This is a genomic window from Paenisporosarcina quisquiliarum, assembly GCF_043641925.1.
GTDB classification, from domain to species: Bacteria; Bacillota; Bacilli; order Bacillales_A; family Planococcaceae; genus Paenisporosarcina; species Paenisporosarcina quisquiliarum_A.
This window is the reverse complement of record NZ_JBHZRU010000018.1, coordinates 59,085-77,647: the sequence shown is the minus strand read 5'-3', so window position 1 is coordinate 77,647 and position 18,563 is coordinate 59,085. Positions and strand designations below refer to the sequence as shown.

Genomic DNA, 18,563 nt, shown 5'->3' with positions numbered 1-18,563 from the left:
TAAAGTCCCTTTTTTTATTTTTATGATACTCCAAACTTATAGATAGCCAAAAAACATGTCTTTTTCAGTGGCCTCAATCAGCACGAACTGAAGACCCTAGACTGAGCATCGCGAGGGATGCGGCTGAAGTTGTGCACGCGGAAAGCGTCCGTCGCAATGGAATTTACATTCTTAATTATCGACAACATGAAAGGACCTTCCCGATAATGGAAAGGTCCTTTTATTATTATTGTAAGGCGAGTACACCATCTGTCATTTTGAATACTTTATCACAATAATCGATGAGACGAGTATCGTGAGTAACGACAATCGTTGTGGTGTTTTTATTCTTCGTTTCTGTTTGCAAAAGCTCCATTACTTCATATGCTCGATCTGAGTCAAGAGATGCTGTCGGCTCATCTGCTAAGAGGATGGATGGGTTACTATATAAGGATTTGGCGATTGCCACACGTTGTCGCTCACCACCCGATAAATCTGACGGATACTTTTGCTTCAAGTCATAAATCCCTAGATCATTATACAATTGCTCTAACTCTTCCTTCGTCATATTGCCTTTTTTCACCTTATCGAGCAACCGCATTTGGTTGTCCACTGTTAGGAACGGGACAAGATTTGAAGACTGCAGAATAAAACCAATTTCCTGTAATCGAATATTTGACCTCTTCTTTTCAGCCAGCTTTGTAATGTTTTGATTGTTTATAATCACTTCTCCACTAGTAGGAGTTTGAAGACCTCCAGCAACGGTTAAAAATGTACTTTTCCCTGAACCAGAAGGACCGATGACGGCAATCAATTCACCTTTTTCAGCTTTAAACTCTGTTTCTTTCATAGCCTCTACTTTTTTATGACCTTCACCGAAGGATTTCGTAACTTGATTTAATTCCAATACAGCCATGGTTTAGCCCCCTATCGCTTTCAGTGGATCAATTTTCACAATGGTCCAGACAGAAAATACTGCGCCAACTATGGCAACTGCTATTAATACTAGTCCGTAAATCATCATGGTTACAAGGTCAAAGGCTACTGGAACTGCCGCGGGTAGAAATGCTCCAGTTAACAATGTTAACCCAAATCCTACCACTACCCCAATTGCTGCTAATATAAATGTTTGGGCAACAACAGAATTCGCAAGATATCGGTTTGATATTCCTTGTGCTTTCATTACACCAAACATACTTATTTTTTGTACCGTTAATACATAAAGGAATATTGCCACAATCACAGATGAAATAACAAATAAGAAATAAATCATAAACGTGAGTGTTAAACTTTGTTCCGTATAACCAGGTAGATTTTCGATAAATGTTTCGGTTTCTATTAATTCAAAGTTATCATCAATTGTTACTTTCGACAGATCGTCCGTTCGAATAACCGCTGCATTAATTTGGTTCTCATTTTCGTCAGCTGCCTCACCGAATTTCACTCGTTGGAAAGTCGATAAATCGCCATACAACACTGGTGCTGCATTAAATCTTGCTGACTCTGTAAATCCGACAATTTTCAACACTTCATCAGTAGATGATAATTCTAATTCATCGCCAAGTTTAAATCCTTCTTCTAGTAATGTATCACTGGCAATGACTTCATTTTCATTTGAGAAGCTTTCACCTTCAGTTACTTCAGGCATAATAAAGCTGTCTTCTTCAATCCCAAAAATGGCGACATTTGCTTTATTTTCTGCACTTGTGGCAACTGCGTTTAATTGACCAATAATAGCAATTTCATTCGCATCAATCGTGTCTGCATCTTCAATTGTCATTGAAGATTGAGGCATGCTCTTATCCGATTCCTCTGTTAAAACGATCCCCGTAGCATCCCACTTATCGACCGCTTCTCGATTCAAGCTCTCTAGTCCGTTTGCTAGACCAGATAAGAAAAAGACTAAATAAGAAACAAGCATTAACACACCAGTGATTAATACAAACCGGAGTTTGTTTTTCTTAATTTCATTCCACGCCAAAAACATCGCTTCACATCCTACTAAATGAATTTATGTATCTTTCATTTAGTATGCTCAAGCGGGCAAATGAATTCAACTTATAGAACTAGTTAATATGCTAAAACTTGAAATACCTAACAATTCGGTCGATACTATTCGATTTCCCCAGTCCAAGATGACATGCCTGTAGCAACATTTAAGATTGAGTATTCTTCACCAGTTAAGATTTCACTAGCTTCTTTAGATCGATTCCCACTTTGGCAAATTACCACATACTTTTCACTTGAATCCAAACCTTCAAAGTTACCAGCTTTTAATTCAGAAAGCGGCTTATTTTCTGCACCAACAATATGTCCCATGTCATATTCAGACAGCTCTCTAACATCTAACACTTGGTACCCTTCCTCGATTTTTTGTGGAATCGTATCTATTTCAATGGTTTCATAACTATTTTCTGATCCACATGCAGCAAGAAATAATGTAACAATGGCAATCAAAACTACTAATTTTTTCATATTTTCCTCCAACATTCGTATTTGTTTCTAATCCTTATTGTAATGATACAAAGCCCCGTGTCAAAACATATACCCTGCGGGGTTTTATTCGACAATGAATCAAATCTTCGTTTATGCATATTTATTCACAATATCATTTCGAATAAACTCTTTTAGTCCCTTCAACCTCTCCAATACATATGCTTAATCATCAGTTTTCAGAATTATGGAACTTTTAATTTTTGAATAAAAATACTATACACGTTATAAATAGCGTGTTAAAATCCATTTAATCGCATAAATATACATTAACAAGGAGGAATATACATGTTGAAAAAATGGGGTCTAGTAGGAACGATAACAATTAGTGCACTGCTTCTTGGTGCTTGTGGAGGAGAGTCTTCTACAAATGAGGATGCAAACTCTTCAACTGATGGGGAGAAAAAGGTAATAGAAATGGCAACTTCAGCTGATTTCCCACCGTTCGAGTCACGAGATGTTGAAGGGAACTTTGAAGGTTTTGATATCGATTTAGCTAATTACATCGCCGATGAATTGGGATATGAATTAAAAATACAAGATATGAAATTTGATGGCTTGATTGGTGCATTGCAAACAGAACGAATTGATATGGTGTTATCCGGTATGTCAGCAACAGATAAACGTAAGGAAAATGTCGATTTTTCTACAGAATACAATCATTCAGGTGAAATGTTTATTACACTAAAAGATTCGGATATTAAAACGATCGAAGACTTAAAAGGCAAATCACTTGGCGTTCAATTAGGCACAATTCAAGAAGATGGTGCTAAGAAAATTCAAAAAGAAACAGTAGATTTTGAAATGAAAGCAGTGGATAACTCAAACGTTCTGATTCAAGAGTTATTGTCTAAAAAAATTGATGTTGCTTATATGGATAAGGCTGTAGCTCAAGGGTACATCGAAGAACAAGGCTTAGCTGGCTTCGACGATCCAACAAGTAGTTCTCCTGGTATGGCAGTTGCATTCCCTAAGGGTAGTGAACTGGTTGACCAAGTAAATGAAATCTTAAAAGAAGCTGAAGAAAACGGCAAGCTACAAGAATTGAAAGACAAATGGTTGAAAGAAGAATAAGTTTGCGTGAAAGTAAAATATAGAAATGAGGTGTAAGGCATGAATTTAGACTTTGGTCAAATCACGCCTTATATTCCTTTTATGTTAGAAGGAATTTGGGTAACGTTAAAATTTGTATTTGTTGCATTAATTTTCGGGTTTATATTAGGAACACTCTTAGCATTATGTAAGATTGGTTCGATTAAACTATTAAATTGGTTTGCCATCGTTTATACATCCATTTTTCGAGGCACGCCGTTAATCCTTCAGTTGATGATTTTCTATTTTGCTATTCCGCAACTGACTGGTTATGATATTTCTCCATTTTTATCAGCTATTTTAGCTTTCGGCCTAAATTCAGCTGCATATATATCCGAAATTATTCGCGCGGGCATTCAAGCAGTCGATAAAGGCCAAACAGAAGCTGCTATGGCACTAGGTATCCCTTATAAACAAATGATGAAAGATATCATTTTACCGCAAGCTTTTAAAAATATTTTACCTGCGCTTATGAACGAAGTCATCACATTGACGAAAGAGTCTGCACTTGTATCAACGATCTCGGTATTAGACTTAATGCGTCGTGCTCAAGTAGTGGGATCAGACATCTACCGTAGTTTTGAACCTTTGCTTTTTGTCGGATTCATTTACTGGTTGATGGTCTTTGTTCTATCCTCCATTGGCAAAGTGATTGAAAGGAGGTTGAAGGTCAGTGATTAAAGTTGAGAATCTATCCAAAAGCTTTGGGAAAAATGAAGTGCTAACTAATATTTCGACTCAAATTTCAAAAGGCGAAGTTGTCGCAATAATCGGTCCTTCCGGCTCCGGAAAATCAACTTTCCTTCGATGCTTAAATGTTTTAGAGACTCCTTCATCAGGGAAAATTCTCGTTGAAAATCAAGATTTAACCGATTCAAAAACGCCAATCCATAAAATGCGCCAACAAATTGGCATGGTTTTTCAACATTTTCATTTGTTTCCACATATGACGGTTTTAGAAAACTTAACCTACGCACCAATGAAAGCAAAAGGCGTGAAAAAACAAGCAGCTGAACAAAGCGCGCGAAGCTTGTTGCACAAAGTTGGCTTGTCTGAAAAAGAATCCGCTTATCCAAGCAGCCTATCTGGCGGCCAGAAACAGCGTGTGGCTATTGCTCGTGCACTAGCTATGGAACCTGAACTTATGTTATTCGATGAACCAACATCCGCACTTGACCCTGAAATGGTGAAAGAAGTATTGGATGTTATGAAAGACCTCGCGAAATCAGGCATGACCATGATTGTCGTGACACATGAAATGGGTTTTGCTCGTGAAGTCGCCGATCGTATTCTGTTCTTAGATCACGGTGTCTTACTTGAAGAAGGCAAACCGAACGATTTCTTCACTAATCCAAAGACTGAAAGAGCAAAAGACTTTTTGGACAAAATTTTATAATTACATTTGGATGCTTCTGCTGCGGCAGAGGCTTTTTTTGTCTTGAAATAGGAGCATTCTCGATTTGGCGGTTGGTATTCAAGGATTGGATGAGGTTTTTCTCCATTTGGATGGGGCTATTCTCGAATTCGAGTGCCCAATTCTAGGATTCGAGTACCACATTCTAAAATTCATGATTTTCAAACAATTTGACGGGCTAGAAATAGTGGCTGTGGTCTAAATAAGTACCAACTTTTATTCATTAATTAGCAACTTTCTAATCTTTGGCGACCATCAAAAAAAGTCACCTCCTAACGAGGCAACCTCAACATCAATCTATTTCATACAATGTATCTTGCAAGGATCCGTCTTCATGATAAACCTTCAACACACCATTTCTTTCATTCACATATGGTTTGGCTTTATCAAGTAATGTATCCTTCGTCTCGGATACAAAAATAGCTCTCTTGCTCGATTCTTTCGTTAATTGCCACCCATCGGTATGTGCGTTCACTTGATAGACCTCTTGCTTCTTGTCGCCAGTGACATATTCTCTTGCCTTTTCAGTGGCGATGGCAATGGCTCTTCCTTCCTCCATACCATCCTCAAGCAATGCATTGGCAATTTCGATTGCTTTATTCCTAACATCTGCATTCAAGTTGTTAAATGAATCTGGGTAATCATTTTTATTCCAAGGCATAGAAATCCTCTCCTTTTTTAGTAATAAGAGTTCCCTATTCCTCTTCAACAAAACCTAAAATTACGATTCTGCAAGATCAGCTTGCACTTTCTTAATCAATTCCGGCGAGTCTTGTATCACTTTACTTACATAGAAAAATCCGATAACAGTTACACCGGTTATTACCCAACCTAATACTTGTTTTAATAATATTCCTTTATCAAAAGCCTCGACTCCATACTCTAAGATTAACCATGAATTAAGACCTGCGAACAAACCGCTTCTTAAAGCTAAAATTAGCGTTATTCCTTGGAAAATAAGCAATAGAGGATTGTGATAAAATAAATGCTTACTAAATTTCCGATCATGACCTTGTAATTCAGCCACATCTAATGCGAAATAGAGTGCCAGCGGACGTTTAAATAGCATTGTTCCGATAAAAAACACGCCCATAGCAAGTGAATAAAACACGTTATTCCATAGAAGTCTTAGTGCAGATCCTGATAATAAGTCAATCACAGTTCCAATGATTAAAGTCGCCAAAATAAAAGTTCCGGTAACATTCAGTTTCTTCGTTTGTTTAAATCGATATAAGGTATAAATAATGCCTGGTACACTCGTCAACAACATGGCATAGTAGTCACCAACATGGTCGCGTAACACATGCCATACAAATAAGGGCAAAGCTAAATAAAAAATTAAATCGAGCAAGATAACATTGTTTTTCATCTACAAATTCCTTCCATAAACCATTTGATACCTGATACGAGATGACGCCTATGAAAGTTTCAATGTCTTTTACAACACATAATTATTTTAATTTTGTTGTAACTCTTCTACTCTTACTACGGACTAATATATATAAATGAAGGGTGGTTTATTCCAATGAAGAAATTGTGGAAAATGATGATGACTGCTGGTGTAGTTTTATTGTTAGCCGCTTGTGGAACAACTGGCGAAAGTGATGATTCGAAAACAGGAAGCAACAATGAAAACAAAGGGATTGTTGCAGGTGCTGTGGCCCCAAGCTTAATTAAGAATGAAGCAGGTGCTCATCAGTATGTCTTCCAGTTGAAAAATGACACAGAGAAAGATGTAACCTTAACGATGAACAGCGCTCAATTTTTCGATTATCAGCTAATTGATGAAAACGGTGATGTACTTTACAAGGATTCAGAGAACAAAATGTACACGCAAATGCTTCAAGAAAGCGTCTTGAAACCTGGCGAAACGCTTGAAATGGATGTTGATGCCTCTGAAGGCCTCGCTTCCCTAGAAAATGGGACTTATACACTTGAGGTATGGTCAACTGCAGAGGAAGCAGAAGACTGGAAGGTATCTGAGGAAATCATTTGGGAAGGTGCTACTGCTACAACTTTAAGTGATGCAAAATTAAAAGTTGAAGAAGAGGTCGTCACTTATAATGGTCGACAAGATTTAAACTCCATTGAAGTGGTCAACGAACAAAACGAGATTGAAGCAATGCGACTTGCCGAAGTAGCAAGACCATTTTTCGATGATTTGGAATCAAAAGTAAAAATCAGAGTTTTCTACGTCATCATTGATGGGCAAAAAGTAATTCAATCGGCTGAATTAGAGTAGATTTACAAAAAAATTTTGAATAGTAATTGAAAAAAAGCGACTGAGTGCTTCCTTTCAGTCGCTTTTCTCATAGATTTGTCATCTGCATCCCCAAATAAAACCAAGAGTAAAGACAAGATATATGAACAACCTAAAGCATCAAACTTTTTGGAGGTACAACTTAATGAAAAAATTATGGATACTCCTTTCAACCCTTATTCTTTGTTTAGCACTATCAGGGTGTGGAACACAAGAAGCGGACGAAACGACAAATAATAATGCCAACAATGCAGAGCCAGATGAAACCTTGAATAAAGAAATGGAAAATGAAGATGAAATGGATAATGCAAATTTAGAACGAGCCGAAGAAGCTGAGAAAAAGGTGACGGAATTAGAAGAAGTAAAAAGTGCTACGGTAATCATTACAGATAACAATGCCTATGTAGCAGCAGTATTAACAGATGATTTATCAGAAGTAGTAGAAGGTTCTGAAGAAATCGAGCAAATTAATGCTAAAATTGGTGATCAAGTTAAAGAGATAAATACGGATTTGGAAAACGTATATGTGTCAGTGAATCCAGACTTTGTTGATCGAATGACCGACTACGCTGATAAAATCGAAGCTGGTGAACCAATTGAAGGTTTAGGTGAAGAATTCAGCATGCTTGTTAAGCGTATATTCCCTGATGCTGCTAATTGAAGTGGGTTTTAATTTAACCATGGATTAGGATTCGAAATTTGATGGAATTTATACAACCAAGACCTGCATTTTTCAAAAGAATATGGTCGGTATTTCTAAAGACTTCTGCGGAATAAAGAAACAAGCTAAACCTCCTCTACTCAGCTGTCTTAGACAGATGAGCAGAGGAGGCTAGCGTTTCATCCGAAGAAAGTGAAAGAAATAATCGACCATTTTTTTTGATCGAGCATAGCCTTAAAAATAATAACCAAACGCTTCGTATCCAAAATAAACGGAAATCAAAGACAATGCTGCCAAAACTAATTCTTCTACTTTCCCACCAGTTCGTGTTGTCATAGGAAAACGCACCTTAATTGTAAATGGGAAAAATAATTTAATCCCATTTTTTGTAGACATGTCTAAAATGAAGTGACTTATCATACCAACTAATATCCCTACAATCACCGCTTCATTTAGTGTATACGTATGTAAAAGTGCTGCGACAATGACCAAAAAAAGCAAACTGTGCGTGAATGAACGATGTCCAAACAAAATGTTAATCAATTTCGATAACAATGGAAACGTTCGACCGATTTTACTACCTCCATGACAAATGTCAGGAATCAGTCCACCGATAACTCCCGCTCCTACTAAAAGAACGGGATCGTAATTTGTAAACTGTGAAACTGCAAGACTTGCTGCCAATCCGCCAATGATGTGAGTCTTTCCTGTCATGCACTTTCTCCTTTATATTCGATTAATTGTTAAATGTAGATAACTACATACCACTTCCTAAGCTATCCACACACAACTCTACACGAATGTGGTTCAACAAAAAAGCGGCTGAAGATGTAAATTCAGCCACTGTTTTTATATCAAATATAGGAAAAATATACGTCTTGAATTACTGCACCACTGGGAATTCAATTGAAAATGATGTCCACTTTCCGACTTCGCTATCTACGTTGACTTGCCCACCCATTCCTTTTATTAAACTAAACGACACCATCATACCAAGTCCAGTCCCGTTTTCCTTTGTGGTGAAATACGGTTCTCCTAATCGATTAATTTGATGCTGACTCATTCCTTTACCCTCATCACGGATCTCAATGCGTACTGCTGAATAATCAGATGATAAATTAATCTCTAATTCCCCTCCAGCATGCATGGATTCAATACCATTCTTTACAATATTTATTAAAGATTGTTGTAATCTCCTTTGGTTACCTAAAATATAGCACTCAATAAATTCAACTTTTGAAGTTTTGAGTTGAACATTGCTCATATTGGCTAGCGGAGTTAATATATTTACTACATTTTGGACTTCAACACAAACAGAAATTTTCTCCATGGTTTCAGGAGCGGGTTTTGCAAATGTTAAGTAGTCATTAATAATATTAGAAGCTCGATCTAATTCTTGAATGGCAGTTCCAATATAATTTTTCAAATGTGGGGAGGTTTCTTCTTGATGTGAAAGTTGTAAAAATCCTTTACAAGTTGTTAAGGGGTTCCTCACTTCATGAGAAATACTCGCCGCTAAATGACTGACTATTTTTAGTTTTTCTGCTTTCATCAACTTCTCTATTAAATCAGCATTGATGCGTATGATTTCAATTAGAAACGTCCCCATTAACGTGGCGATAATGTTAACTGCAAAATATTGGAACCAAATGTAAGTTGGTAATTCCAACAAAGCAAACTTTGTAATTAAAAGATAGGTCAACTGAATTGATACGGCAACTAATAGTCCACTTGTGACAAGCTTTTTATTCAAAGTCATTTTGATATAATACTTTGATACAATACTTAAAAAAATCGTCGACGCAGTGAAGGATAACATGGAAATATAAAGCCCAATATCTATTCCTATTAAACCACGAGTAACAATAAGAAAAGCCAATAAAAGCATACCAATTCTAGGTCCCCCATATAGTACGCCTAAAATAAACGGAACTCTTCTCAAATCAAAAACTAATCCATCCCCTATAGAGAACGGAAAGACCATACATAATCCAATTGAAAGCATAGAAAGGATTGTAAATAAAATGTCTTTTAATTTATCAATTTTATAGACAAATCTTAGAGAATAAAACAATTGTAATAAAAACAAAGGCAAGATGATGAACAAAAAATTAATGAGTAAATCCTTTGTGAGAAGCTCCATATTGGCACCGAACCTTTTATCGAAATTTGACACCCTATCAAATCATTTGTTGAATAATAGTTTTTGAATATTCTAAATTCAGATTATCACTTTTGATAACACTTGAATACTATTTCCTATGAATTCTATAATGATTTTTTTAAGATAATAGACAATTAAAAAAACACCGTCATGGTAAATTTCCATGACGGCATTTTTCATTCTCACTCATTCTCAATCATCGTTTTTTTCACAAACCTCTCGATATCTCCAATGACTTTCTTTAGTATATCGATTGATCCAAGCGTGTCTCCTTCGAACTGCATTCCATGATTTACATGAGGAATTAGCGACGAAACGATATTTGGATTTTGTATCATACGCTCATAACGTGGCATTTCATAATTTCGATCGTTCGTACCCAAGAAGCTTAAAGAGCTGTGCTGACTATGAACCATAGCTTCTAAAACTTCATCTCTTATCAATAAAGGAGTTAACCAAATGATTTTAGCATGTTCAAATTCGGGTTTATTAATAATTGAACTTAACCCAATTGTCCCTAATGATTTGGCGACAAAATAGTATTGATCATAAGATGTCTCTGCGAGAACGCTATCTAGCACCTTTGTTACATCATATTGGACAGCCTCGCATATCTCTTCCATACTGAAATCATCATAAGCTTTTTCTTTGTACTGATAATCTATTTCCAATAGATCAGTCGCATGATTCATGAAAACATCCTCTGTAAAATGAAATAATGGGCGACTATTCGTATACCCCTCTCCCGGTAGGAAAATGGCTAACTGATTCGAGGTTTTTTCTTGTTTAATAAATCTATATGGTACCTCTATTCCTTTAAATCCTGTGATTGAATTGTTAATCCCTTTCATACTTCCCCCTCCAAAAAATGTACGACTTGTTTACTCTACGCTAATTGATTCGCCATTTTGCAACCACATATCAATCGCTAGTCTGGAATAATAGACTTTGTTGCCAATCTTCACATAAGGTAAGATACTCGAGGAATATCCCTCTCCTCCGACTGGTCCTAACTTAACCATTTCTTCCTGATCGATTCCTAAATAGTTGGCTACTTCTTTTGTTGTCATGAGGTGCGCTTTAGAAAAGTCTGCTTGTTCAATTGTTGTAATAGGTAATGGTTTATTTACTTCACTTAAACCATCCGCTATTAACCAGCTCCCAATAAGAATGCAGATACCTAAACTAACAATTGATATAGCAATGAAATTATTTTTCATTTTTCTTATCCCTCTCTCTATCGATTCTTTAGTACATATTGGAAACAATAGATCTTTTATACATTATACTCATTTTCTAATTATTAGAAATATAGTTATCTGAATTATATTCAATACTTTTGTGTTAACTAATTTAAATGTTAAGTTGACTTATAAATTAAACTTCAATTATACTGATGCTAAATTGACTTAATGGAGGTTTAACATGACGAGCTCTACTGCAACTAGATCAACCAATCATTCACGCACTTTACAACTGGTACAAACAGCGATGTTCGCTGCATTAATGATGATCGGCGCTAATATTTCTTCCTTTTTAATTATCGGTGGCGTTCCTATTACTCTTCAAACGTTTTTCGCTATTTTGGCTGGGATGTTACTTGGCAAACGCCAAGGTGCTATGGCAATGCTGGTCTATGCTCTTATCGGTTTAGCAGGTTTACCTGTCTTTGCAAACTTTTCTGGTGGATTAGATACGATACTTAGTCCAACATTCGGATTTATTCTTTCTTTCATTTTTGTGGCTTATATTGCAGGATATATTGTAGAAAAGTACCCATCAAAAGTGGGGTTCGTTGTTGCAGGTTTAGCTGGCCTTGTTTTCAACTATGTATTCGGTACAAATTGGATGTATGCAGCTTATAAACTTTGGTTTTCAGCACCTGAAGGATTTTCATACAAAATGGCTTGGGCATGGATGGTCGTTCCATTGCCTAAAGATTTGATATTAGCTGTTTTAGCTGGACTATTTGGATACCGACTAAAACCAATTTTACAAAAGCGATATAATTAAATTCAATTTTTGTAAGATTGTTATTGTCTTATGAAAAAACACCCCAACTCTCCGCAAACTTTGCGTCTAGTTGGGGTGTTTTATCTTTTTCAACTGCTTATTGAGTAACCTCGAAAAAATGAATAAAGCTAAAATAGATCCAACCAAGGCAAGGAACATGTCCCATTGAGCATCCCATTTGTCTCCTTGCATTCCTAAGAAATCTTCTTTTTCTTTTTGGGCGTAAGGCAACTTCGTACTCAACCACTCCACGATTTCATAAAGCGCTGCAATAGCGAGGATAATACTAATGGTAATCCCACTTAGCCATGCATCCCTTTTTAATAACGTTTTCCTTATCAAAATCTCCATTACAACGATTGCCGACAAACCTTTTAGGAAATGTCCGAATCGATCATAATGATTCCGTGTTAAATCGTATGTATCTTGTAGCCAATTAAATAGAGGCACTTCTGAATAGGTGTAATGACCACCTATGAATGTCAAAATAGATAAGACAGCAATAATCGTATAGGAAAGTGTCGTTAATCGGAACTTTCGATAAATAGCGATTAAGATGATCAATACAACGATTGATGGACTGGACTCAGCAACCCATGTCAGAAATTCAGTTGGTTTAATCACAGACCAAATTAATACAGCGATCACTAGTAAAAGCAATGAAAAATGAACTTTGAATTTCGAATCAGTCTTCACAAAATACACGCTCCCTTACGCCTTCAAGTATGGGTAAATAGAGAGTTAGCTATACATCCTCTATATTTCTTATCCAACCTCCCAAACCGCAAATTCTCGCGGAAGGAACTTTCATTAATTCAGTAGCCCATAAAAATAGACACATCTCATTTGAAATAAAAAAGAGGCCACCCTTTAAAGTCATATTTCATGACCTTATGGGACAGCCTCTTCTTCATGTATTCATTGTTAATTTTTATATTGTCTTAACTCCCCATCCTGATACATCTTCTTCTAAAGGAATTTGATCAGTTCGGGCTTTATTTGCTGCTACGAAGAATAATGCTACTAATGCAATTGTTATTACAGATGCGCCAATATAAGCTACATTCATTGGTAATCTAAATCCAATTTGCGCATTAAGAATATAGGTCATTGTTGTGTAAAGCATAAACGTTCCTGGAATAAGAGCAACCCAGTAGTTTTTCTTCGCAATGTATAAATACATCGCACCTACAAACAACGCAATAACAGCGGTCGTTTGGTTTGCCCAAGAGAAATATCTCCAAAGTAACGTAAAGTCGATTTTTGTTAAAGCAAATGATAAGACGAATAATGGAAGAGCAATCCACAAGCGACTTAGCACTTTACCTTGAGCTAATTTAAAGTAGTCTGCAATAATCATTCGAGCACTTCTAAATGCAGTATCTCCAGAAGTGATTGGAAGAATGATAACTCCTAGAATTGCTAGAGTTCCTCCAACAGCTCCAAGTAACATAGTCGATGCTTCACTTACGATCATTGCTGGACCGCCAGCTGCTAATAATTCATTCAAACCAACAGGACCATTAAATAAAGCCATACCTGCTGCAGCCCAAATCATCGCAATAACACCTTCTGCAATCATCATGCCGTAGAAAATTTTACGACCTTGTTTTTCAGACTGAGTCGTACGGGAAATAATTGGTGTTTGTGTCGCATGGAAACCTGATAATGCTCCACATGAAATCGTTAAGAACAACAATGGGAAGATCGGGATATTATCAGGATGCAAGTTAGACAATGTCAATTCAGGAATGTCAGCTCCTGTAAATATCATGCCACCACCAACACCTAATGCACTAATGATTAAAAGTAATCCAAATAACGGATAAACCCGACCGATGATTTTATCAATCGGTAATAAAGTCGCTAAAATGTAGTAGATAAAAATAGCTGCCAAGATATAACCCATTGCCATCCAACCATCCATTAAGTTGTATAACAAGCCAGCAGGAGCTGTAACGAAAACTGTCCCAACTAATAGTAATAAAAGAACAGCAAATGCATTTACGACATGTTTCATAATTTTACCTAAGTATTGACCTGCCAATTCAGGTAAATGAGCACCTCGGTTACGGATAGATATCATACCTGTTAAATAGTCATGAACCGCACCCGCAAAAATAGCACCGAACACAATCCAAAGGAAAGCAACAGGACCGTATAAAGCACCCATAATCGGACCGAAAATAGGTCCAACTCCTGCAATATTTAATAATTGTATTAACGAGTTCTTTGTCGTAGACATTGGAACATAATCGACTTCATCACTCTGCACATAAGCAGGTGTTGCACGATCTTCCTTTACACCAAACATCTTTTCAATAAACTTACCGTATGTGAAATAACCGACCACTAATAGTACTATTCCTAATAAAAATGTATACACTAAAATCCCCCCTAAAATGAAATCGCTTTCATTTATAGTAATTGAAATTTTCAATCAATAGGACGTTTTTATTTAACATGCTAGATTACGAGTTTGACATGCGTAATTAGCGTAATAAGATGCAAAGTTTCACATTTCCAATCTTTGTCTTAATCCTTTGACATAATTACGACTGACGGATAATTTCTCATCCCGACTTGTTAATTCTAAGTGATACGCGCCATTAAACCACGGAGTTAGACGACTCACATATTTCAAGTTCACTAAATACCCTTTATGAATTCGGAAGAAGGAAAATGGAGTTAACCGACTTTCTAATTCTTTAAGTGCTGTCTTGACTTCGTATTCACACTTTTGAGTAATAATCTTTGTGACCTTTTCTTCTCGATACATGTACAAAATATCTTCAATATGAACGTAGTCAATCTCTCCATCTTTTTCAACTGCTAACTTCCCTAAGTTACTAGCAACATCCACCTTCGCTTGAGGAATTAAATTCTTTTCTACTCTTGAAATCGCTTGTTTTAACTGGTCTTCATCGTAAGGCTTCAATAAATAATCAACCGCATTTATACGAAATGCTTCAGCTGCAAACTGAGGGTAGGCTGTGGCGAAAATAATAAGTGGCATATTCTTTAGTTCAGATAACGCCTTCGCAACTTCCATTCCATTCATTTTGGGCATTTCTACATCAAGAAACACTAAATCTGGTTGTAGTTGAATTGCTTTCATCACAGCTTGATCGCCAGAATCCGCTTCTCCAATTACTTGAATAGAAGGAAATTGATTAAGAAGAAAGACGAGTTCCTCCCTCGCATAACGTTCGTCATCTACCACGAGTGTTCGTATCATCGTCCCCATTAACTATTCTCCTCCATTTTCGGAATGCGGAATGACACACATGTCCCTTTATTGTACTCACTTTGAAATTTCAATGCCGCTTGTTCGCCAAATGTCATAATTAAACGGCGATTAACATTGTATAAGCCCATTCCGGTTCCGATTGTAGAATCGATTTGAGTTGACCCTAAAATCGATAGTCTTTCTGGCGGAATGCCGAATCCGTTATCATTTACTCTAATTTCAATTTCAGCGCCTATATCCTGAATAGAAATGTTAACTATACTGTCCTTTTCCATGTCTTTTATTCCATGCTTAATCGCATTTTCAACAATGGGTTGTAACGTAAGAGGTGGAATCATTTCATTCAGAATACATTCATCCACTTCTGAAGAAATCGTTAATTTATCCACAAAACGTGCTTCCTCTATTTGAAGATACGCTCTAACATGTTGTAATTCTTGTTCCAATGAAACCTTAATTGCTGTGGTACCTTCTAAATTTTGACGCAAGAAATAAGAGAGTGACGTAAGTAATTTACGCGCTTTATCGGGATTTGTGCGAATAAGAGAAACAATGATATTCATTGTATTAAACAGAAAGTGCGGACTAATTTGCGCTTGAAGGGCTTTAATTTCCGCTTCTTTCGCTAACTGATATGCCTTTTCAGCATTTGCAATTTCCAGCTGGTCGCTTAGCAATGAACTTAAACCAGCAATCAATTCCACACTGACGTCAGTTATTGCTTTTTCCGACGGGTAGTAAACTTTGAGAGTTCCGATGGTTTCTCCACGTTGTTTAAGCGGTGCAATAACAGCTGCACCAAGAGAGCACTCTTCTTCTGCGCAATGAATCGTACGATCATTCGCTACGACAAGCTCGCCATGTTTAAGTACCTCGTTCGTAATTTGAGTTTGTATAGGGCTATTCGCTTTATGATGATCATTCGCTTGTCCCACATGTGCTAATATTTCGGTTTGACTCGTCATGGCAACAGCACTTGGCGATAATTCTCTTTGTAAAATGGTACATACAGCAAGAGCTGTGTCATTATTCATACCTTTTCGTAAATACCCCAATGTTTGATTGGCAATACGCAACGTTTTTTGTGCTTGCAAGGCTGTATCTTTTTCTTGATTGCTAATGACGTTATAGACAATCAGCAGAAAAATTGCTGTGCCGATTCCATTAGCTAAAATCATAGGAATTCCAATAGCTTGTACTAAAGATAGAGCTTGCTCAAAGGGGTTAGCTAACAAAAGAATCAAACTCATTTGAATTGCTTCTGCAAAAGCACCAATTGCAAATGCCGTTATTGGCTTAATATCTTTCCCTCTTTGATAAAATGCGCCTGCTACAAGTCCTGAAACAATGGTAGAGATACCACATGCAATGCTTGTGAACCCGCCTAAAGTCATCCTGTGAATACCAGCGATTAAACCCGCTCCGATTCCAACTCGGTATCCTCCAAGTAAGCCAGCTACAACGACACCAATAACACGAGAGTTTGCTATCGCTTCGTCTGATGCAATCTCAATTGCCACACTGTTAAATTGGTGAGTTACTGTATTAAACGCGACGCCAAAGTATGTGCCAATTATCCCGAAAAATCCGAAGAATAGAATCGCGGTAACTTCCTGTTTTCGATTAAGCTTATTGTAATGAATCATGTTTTTAAAAAAGCCCAAACGCGTTAAAATGAAGGCAACTGCAACAATCATCCCAACTCTCTCCAACATAATGATCATTAAATCGAGCATGAAATGACTCCCCCTTCACAAGTGAATTTCTTTTGATTGAACTACCCCCACTTATCGAACTAACGGTCTGATTGAAGTGGGAGATTCTTGGGAACAGAGCGTACTTGTTGACGTATTTCTTTGTCAACAGAGGTTTCTCTTATTGACCAAGCTATCCCCGTAGATTCCTGCGGTTCTACACTTTTGTTTAAGCCAAAACTAAGGTTCTTAAGCCTTCGGCTAGGATATTTTTGCTGGCATTTATATCTCTATTGTGATGTTCGTGGCAAATAGGACAAGTCCAATCCCTTATTTCAAGAGATTTCTTGCCATCCTGATGTCCACAATCGGAACATATTTGACTAGACGGAAACCATCTGCTTATTTTCACGATGGTTTTACCATACCATTTCGCTTTGTATTCTAATTTCGATACAAAAGCAGCCCACGATACATCAGAGATTGATTTTGCTAACTTATGATTGCGTAACATTCCCTTGGTATTCAAATCTTCAATACAGACAACATCGTGGTTTTTGATGATGTCTGTACTTAATTTGTTAAGGAAATCGTCACGTTGGTTCATGATTCTTTCGTGCAATCTAGCGACTTTTATCTTTTGCTTCTGATAGTTTTTGGCATCAAGAAAGCTTATACCCTTGTTTTTAGCGTTCAGTGCACGTCTTGATAGTTTCCGTTGTTCACGCTTTAGTTTCTTTTCCATCTTTGATGTGAACTTATTATTGTCCATCTTGCGACCATCAGAAAAAATTGCAAAGTCAGTGATCCCTAAGTCTATCCCAATAGATGATTCCGTTTTCTCCAATGGTTGAACGTCTGTTTCGACCAAGATGGATACAAAATATTTGCCACTAGGATTTTGTCTAATAGTAGCACGAATAATACGACCTTTTACTTCACGACTTTTTGCAAAGCGAACAAGACCAAGTTTGGGTAATTTTATTTTGTTGTCTACAATGGCAATGTTATGATTTGTTTCTTTCGTTGTGTAGGATTGGACCTTATTCTTTTTAGACTTGAAGCGTGGTGCTTTATTTTGTTTCTTGAAGAATCGTGAATAGGAATCAGCAAGGTTTTTAAGTGAGGATTGAAGGGCAATGCTATCAACTTCTTTTAGCCATATTAATTCCTTTTTTAAATGTGTTAATTCAGCCGAACAAGAATGGTACGTTAATCCTTTGCCAGTTTCTTTGTATGTATCGTTCCATCGCCCTAAAAAACGATTGAATACGAAACGACTGCATCCGATTGTTTTAGCAATGAGGATTTCTTGTTCTTTGGTTGGATAGATCCGGAATTTGTATGCCTTATTGACTAACATGATTTCAACTCCCAACGACACGAATATTTGTTCTCATTATATCATCGTGAGGAAAGTTTTGGCTATCGCCAACCGACATTCACCTCCCACGTACTCATTAGGCTTCGCCCATTTCATTCCTTGAGGTGGGAGTCTTCTGTCGGATAAAGACTTTTTCAATAGAAAAGTGGTCGGCTATTT

At 36.9% G+C, this 18,563-nt stretch carries 20 protein-coding genes; 6 read left to right on the top strand and 14 right to left on the bottom strand.

Annotated elements, in window-relative coordinates; genetic code table 11:
* Window positions 1-226 precede the first annotated feature (226 nt).
* The 3 genes from ACHUE4_RS13465 to ACHUE4_RS13455 form a co-directional block, all read right to left on the bottom strand.
* On the bottom strand, window positions 227-895 hold the full coding sequence (locus ACHUE4_RS13465; RefSeq protein WP_394190888.1) for an ABC transporter ATP-binding protein: 669 nt from the start codon (window positions 893-895) through the stop codon (window positions 227-229).
* A gap of 3 nt (window positions 896-898) precedes the next feature.
* Window positions 899-1,966 (bottom strand): ABC transporter permease, encoded by a 1,068-nt coding sequence (locus tag ACHUE4_RS13460; RefSeq protein WP_394190886.1) that lies wholly within the window; start codon window positions 1,964-1,966, stop codon window positions 899-901.
* Window positions 1,967-2,091: 125 nt separating this feature from the next.
* Window positions 2,092-2,454, bottom strand: a complete 363-nt coding sequence (locus ACHUE4_RS13455) for a rhodanese-like domain-containing protein (RefSeq protein WP_394190884.1) — start codon at window positions 2,452-2,454, stop codon at window positions 2,092-2,094.
* 306 nt (window positions 2,455-2,760) lie between these two features.
* Between ACHUE4_RS13455 and ACHUE4_RS13450 the strand changes: the two genes are divergently transcribed.
* The 3 genes from ACHUE4_RS13450 to ACHUE4_RS13440 are packed head-to-tail and all read left to right on the top strand — an operon-like array spanning window position 2,761 to window position 4,960.
* Window positions 2,761-3,546, top strand: a complete 786-nt coding sequence (locus tag ACHUE4_RS13450) for a transporter substrate-binding domain-containing protein (RefSeq protein WP_394190882.1) — start codon at window positions 2,761-2,763, stop codon at window positions 3,544-3,546.
* A gap of 39 nt (window positions 3,547-3,585) precedes the next feature.
* A complete protein-coding gene (locus ACHUE4_RS13445) occupies window positions 3,586-4,245 on the top strand; it encodes an amino acid ABC transporter permease (RefSeq protein ID WP_394190880.1) in 660 nt (219 codons plus the stop codon).
* The gene (locus tag ACHUE4_RS13440; RefSeq protein WP_394190878.1) at window positions 4,238-4,960 is read left to right on the top strand and encodes an amino acid ABC transporter ATP-binding protein; all 723 of its coding nucleotides are present in this window, start codon (window positions 4,238-4,240) and stop codon (window positions 4,958-4,960) included. The genes ACHUE4_RS13445 and ACHUE4_RS13440 overlap by 8 nt, the downstream gene beginning before the upstream one ends.
* Window positions 4,961-5,270: 310 nt before the next feature.
* On the opposite strand, the gene ACHUE4_RS13435 is transcribed toward ACHUE4_RS13440, so the two are convergent.
* Window positions 5,271-5,639, bottom strand: coding sequence for a DUF2188 domain-containing protein (locus tag ACHUE4_RS13435; protein WP_394190876.1), 369 nt, complete (start codon window positions 5,637-5,639; stop codon window positions 5,271-5,273).
* Window positions 5,640-5,699: 60 nt separating this feature from the next.
* A complete protein-coding gene (locus tag ACHUE4_RS13430) occupies window positions 5,700-6,347 on the bottom strand; it encodes a VC0807 family protein (RefSeq protein WP_394190874.1) in 648 nt (215 codons plus the stop codon).
* Window positions 6,348-6,503: 156 nt separating this feature from the next.
* On the opposite strand from ACHUE4_RS13430, the gene ACHUE4_RS13425 reads away from it, so the two are divergent.
* Together ACHUE4_RS13425 and ACHUE4_RS13420 are read left to right on the top strand one after the other, a co-directional pair.
* On the top strand, window positions 6,504-7,220 hold the full coding sequence (locus tag ACHUE4_RS13425; protein ID WP_394190872.1) for a BsuPI-related putative proteinase inhibitor: 717 nt from the start codon (window positions 6,504-6,506) through the stop codon (window positions 7,218-7,220).
* A gap of 163 nt (window positions 7,221-7,383) precedes the next feature.
* A complete protein-coding gene (locus ACHUE4_RS13420) occupies window positions 7,384-7,899 on the top strand; it encodes a YhcN/YlaJ family sporulation lipoprotein (RefSeq protein WP_394190870.1) in 516 nt (171 codons plus the stop codon).
* Window positions 7,900-8,133: 234 nt separating this feature from the next.
* Here ACHUE4_RS13420 and ACHUE4_RS13415 read toward each other — a convergent pair whose 3' ends face one another.
* From ACHUE4_RS13415 to ACHUE4_RS13400, 4 genes are all read right to left on the bottom strand, one after another.
* The gene (locus ACHUE4_RS13415; RefSeq protein WP_394190868.1) at window positions 8,134-8,613 is read right to left on the bottom strand and encodes a metal-dependent hydrolase; all 480 of its coding nucleotides are present in this window, start codon (window positions 8,611-8,613) and stop codon (window positions 8,134-8,136) included.
* 169 nt (window positions 8,614-8,782) lie between these two features.
* On the bottom strand, window positions 8,783-10,075 hold the full coding sequence (locus tag ACHUE4_RS13410) for an ATP-binding protein (RefSeq protein WP_394190866.1): 1,293 nt from the start codon (window positions 10,073-10,075) through the stop codon (window positions 8,783-8,785).
* A 170-nt stretch (window positions 10,076-10,245) separates the two neighbouring features.
* Complete coding sequence (locus ACHUE4_RS13405) at window positions 10,246-10,914, bottom strand: alpha/beta hydrolase (protein WP_394190864.1); 669 nt, start codon at window positions 10,912-10,914, stop codon at window positions 10,246-10,248.
* Between the two features lie 30 nt (window positions 10,915-10,944).
* Window positions 10,945-11,283 (bottom strand): helix-turn-helix domain-containing protein, encoded by a 339-nt coding sequence (locus tag ACHUE4_RS13400; protein ID WP_394190862.1) that lies wholly within the window; start codon window positions 11,281-11,283, stop codon window positions 10,945-10,947.
* A gap of 205 nt (window positions 11,284-11,488) precedes the next feature.
* Here ACHUE4_RS13400 and ACHUE4_RS13395 point away from each other — a divergent pair, with 205 nt between their 5' ends.
* Complete coding sequence (locus ACHUE4_RS13395) at window positions 11,489-12,076, top strand: biotin transporter BioY (RefSeq protein ID WP_394190860.1); 588 nt, start codon at window positions 11,489-11,491, stop codon at window positions 12,074-12,076.
* A gap of 66 nt (window positions 12,077-12,142) precedes the next feature.
* Here the strand turns inward: ACHUE4_RS13395 and ACHUE4_RS13390 are convergent, their stop codons facing one another.
* From ACHUE4_RS13390 to tnpB, 5 genes are all read right to left on the bottom strand, one after another.
* Entirely contained in the window at window positions 12,143-12,772 is a 630-nt protein-coding gene (locus ACHUE4_RS13390; protein ID WP_394190858.1) for a DUF2238 domain-containing protein, read from the bottom strand.
* 235 nt (window positions 12,773-13,007) lie between these two features.
* The gene (locus ACHUE4_RS13385; RefSeq protein ID WP_394190856.1) at window positions 13,008-14,462 is read right to left on the bottom strand and encodes a carbon starvation CstA family protein; all 1,455 of its coding nucleotides are present in this window, start codon (window positions 14,460-14,462) and stop codon (window positions 13,008-13,010) included.
* Window positions 14,463-14,591: 129 nt separating this feature from the next.
* The gene (locus ACHUE4_RS13380; RefSeq protein WP_394190854.1) at window positions 14,592-15,323 is read right to left on the bottom strand and encodes a LytR/AlgR family response regulator transcription factor; all 732 of its coding nucleotides are present in this window, start codon (window positions 15,321-15,323) and stop codon (window positions 14,592-14,594) included.
* Window positions 15,323-17,062, bottom strand: coding sequence for a LytS/YhcK type 5TM receptor domain-containing protein (locus ACHUE4_RS13375; RefSeq protein ID WP_394190852.1), 1,740 nt, complete (start codon window positions 17,060-17,062; stop codon window positions 15,323-15,325). The genes ACHUE4_RS13380 and ACHUE4_RS13375 overlap by 1 nt, the downstream gene beginning before the upstream one ends.
* Window positions 17,063-17,249: 187 nt before the next feature.
* Window positions 17,250-18,383: an IS200/IS605 family element RNA-guided endonuclease TnpB gene (gene tnpB / locus ACHUE4_RS13370; RefSeq protein WP_394190850.1), complete on the bottom strand. Its 1,134-nt coding sequence runs from the start codon at window positions 18,381-18,383 to the stop codon at window positions 17,250-17,252.
* Between the last annotated feature and the right edge of the window lie 180 nt (window positions 18,384-18,563).

Excerpts from the sequence above, each read along its gene's own strand:
- ACHUE4_RS13465 (WP_394190888.1), bottom strand. The coding sequence starts at position 895 with ATGGCTGTATTGGAATTAAATCAAGTTACGAAATCCTTCGGTGAAGGT.
- ACHUE4_RS13460 (WP_394190886.1), bottom strand. The coding sequence starts at position 1,966 with ATGTTTTTGGCGTGGAATGAAATTAAGAAAAACAAACTCCGGTTTGTA.
- ACHUE4_RS13455 (WP_394190884.1), bottom strand. The coding sequence starts at position 2,454 with ATGAAAAAATTAGTAGTTTTGATTGCCATTGTTACATTATTTCTTGCT.
- ACHUE4_RS13450 (WP_394190882.1), top strand. The coding sequence starts at position 2,761 with ATGTTGAAAAAATGGGGTCTAGTAGGAACGATAACAATTAGTGCACTG.
- ACHUE4_RS13445 (WP_394190880.1), top strand. The coding sequence starts at position 3,586 with ATGAATTTAGACTTTGGTCAAATCACGCCTTATATTCCTTTTATGTTA.
- ACHUE4_RS13435 (WP_394190876.1), bottom strand. The coding sequence starts at position 5,639 with ATGCCTTGGAATAAAAATGATTACCCAGATTCATTTAACAACTTGAAT.
- ACHUE4_RS13430 (WP_394190874.1), bottom strand. The coding sequence starts at position 6,347 with ATGAAAAACAATGTTATCTTGCTCGATTTAATTTTTTATTTAGCTTTG.
- ACHUE4_RS13425 (WP_394190872.1), top strand. The coding sequence starts at position 6,504 with ATGAAGAAATTGTGGAAAATGATGATGACTGCTGGTGTAGTTTTATTG.
- ACHUE4_RS13420 (WP_394190870.1), top strand. The coding sequence starts at position 7,384 with ATGAAAAAATTATGGATACTCCTTTCAACCCTTATTCTTTGTTTAGCA.
- ACHUE4_RS13415 (WP_394190868.1), bottom strand. The coding sequence starts at position 8,613 with ATGACAGGAAAGACTCACATCATTGGCGGATTGGCAGCAAGTCTTGCA.
- ACHUE4_RS13405 (WP_394190864.1), bottom strand. The coding sequence starts at position 10,914 with ATGAAAGGGATTAACAATTCAATCACAGGATTTAAAGGAATAGAGGTA.
- ACHUE4_RS13400 (WP_394190862.1), bottom strand. The coding sequence starts at position 11,283 with ATGAAAAATAATTTCATTGCTATATCAATTGTTAGTTTAGGTATCTGC.
- ACHUE4_RS13395 (WP_394190860.1), top strand. The coding sequence starts at position 11,489 with ATGACGAGCTCTACTGCAACTAGATCAACCAATCATTCACGCACTTTA.
- ACHUE4_RS13380 (WP_394190854.1), bottom strand. The coding sequence starts at position 15,323 with ATGGGGACGATGATACGAACACTCGTGGTAGATGACGAACGTTATGCG.
- ACHUE4_RS13375 (WP_394190852.1), bottom strand. The coding sequence starts at position 17,062 with ATGCTCGATTTAATGATCATTATGTTGGAGAGAGTTGGGATGATTGTT.
- tnpB (WP_394190850.1), bottom strand. The coding sequence starts at position 18,383 with ATGTTAGTCAATAAGGCATACAAATTCCGGATCTATCCAACCAAAGAA.